Origin of the sequence: Burkholderia sp. Ac-20392 (assembly GCF_017104585.1) — a bacterium.
Lineage (GTDB): Bacteria > Pseudomonadota > Gammaproteobacteria > Burkholderiales > Burkholderiaceae > Burkholderia > Burkholderia lata.
In genome coordinates this window covers 1-1,324 of sequence record NZ_JAAGPB010001007.1, presented here as the reverse complement: position 1 = coordinate 1,324, position 1,324 = coordinate 1, and the positions used below count along the sequence as shown (strand labels likewise).

2 protein-coding genes and 1 pseudogene are annotated in these 1,324 nt (G+C 64.6%); all 3 read right to left on the bottom strand.

The features are described from left to right. Positions 1–165, bottom strand: a pseudogene (locus tag G3N99_RS40460) (cytochrome P450); the annotation flags it as partial. 101 nt (positions 166–266) lie between these two features. After that, positions 267–533 carry a YodC family protein gene (locus tag G3N99_RS40455; protein ID WP_011354382.1) on the bottom strand — a complete coding sequence of 89 codons (267 nt, stop codon included), beginning with the start codon at positions 531–533 and terminating at the stop codon, positions 267–269. 337 nt (positions 534–870) lie between these two features. Then, on the bottom strand, positions 871–1,324 hold a 454-nt coding region (locus tag G3N99_RS40450; RefSeq protein WP_206125221.1), incomplete at its 5' end, for an isocitrate lyase/phosphoenolpyruvate mutase family protein.

The following is a 1,324-nucleotide window of genomic DNA, read 5'->3' as shown; positions in this document are numbered from 1 at the left end:
CCGGCAGGCCGGATGGCCGAGCACGGCGGTCACGGCGGCCGCGCGGCTCGCGACCCACAGGCCGAGCGTGGCGTCGAACGCGAGCGGCGGCCCGTCGACGAGCGCCGCATAGTAGGGATAGGGATCGCGGTACGTGACCGCTGCGATGGGATCGGTCGGGTTCATGCAGACAGTATCGGCGCAGCGCACCGCCGCATGTTTCGGGCTGACGTGAAATGTCGCGGTGCGTGCGTTGCGCGTGGCTGCATCGCGACGACAGGTGATTGTCAGGCAGCCGAGCGGTAACGATGCGACTGCATGCGCATGCGTACGCGCCCGGCCGAAATCGCGCGCGGCTCGGGCACCACCGTGTCGTGAGGGAACATTTCCTGCCGGAATTCGCCGTTTTCGTCGAACCACTGGCAGATCAGCCAGTCGCCGTCGTCGAATACGACCGGCCCGGCATAAGTGACGGTCATGCGCGGCCCGCCCGTCTTCAGCGTCACGACATCGCCGACGCGAAACCTGACGCGTTGATTTTCTCGGTTCGTCATCGCTCTCTCAGCATTTTTATATATCGATATTCCCGGTGGCTTACCAGCCGTTCATTCGAACGTGCCGCAGATTATCAATCAAAAAACCGGCCGGCAACTCCCGCGTTCAAAAACATACCGACCGGGGAAATGCAACAATGCGCAGCATCGACGCGCACGGCGGGTGCCCGATCGCCCGATCCGGCGCGGTTTGCGCGCCGGCAAGGGTCGAACGGGCGGAATGCGGAGAATAGACGATGTATTTTGCGTCGTCACCGACGTTTAATCCGGACGCGAAATCGGTTGATTATTGTCAATCAACGTTTCGACTGGAAACGATCCCACCGTTTATTTACGCTCATTCTCCGAACAAAACCGGCGAATTATCGGGTGACGCAAACCAGCGGTTGATATCGCGCCCGGGCACGGCAGCTTGCGTAAATGTAAACGTGCCGTCCTGCGCCATCTCCTTCGCCGCGCGCAGAAAGGCGCCGAGCGCGGCCCGCGCCAGCGCGCCGCCGACGCTCACCCGCTTCACGCCGAGCGCCGCCAGCGCATCGAGGCTCAGCAATCCGCCCTGCAGCCCCATCACGACGTTCACGGGCGCGCCGACCGCCTGCGTCACCGCCGCGATCTCGTCCGCATCGGTGATGCCCGGCGCGTACAGCACGTCGGCGCCCGCGTCGCGATAGGCGACGAGCCGCGCGATCGTGTCGGCGAGGTCGTGGCGGCCATGCAGGTAGTTTTCGCAGCGCGCGGTCAGCGTGAACGGGAACGGCAGCGCGCGTGCCGCGTCGACGGCGGCCGCGATA

Coding starts and splice junctions, on each gene's coding strand:
- G3N99_RS40455 (WP_011354382.1), bottom strand. CDS start 533: ATGACGAACCGAGAAAATCAACGCGTCAGGTTTCGCGTCGGCGATGTC.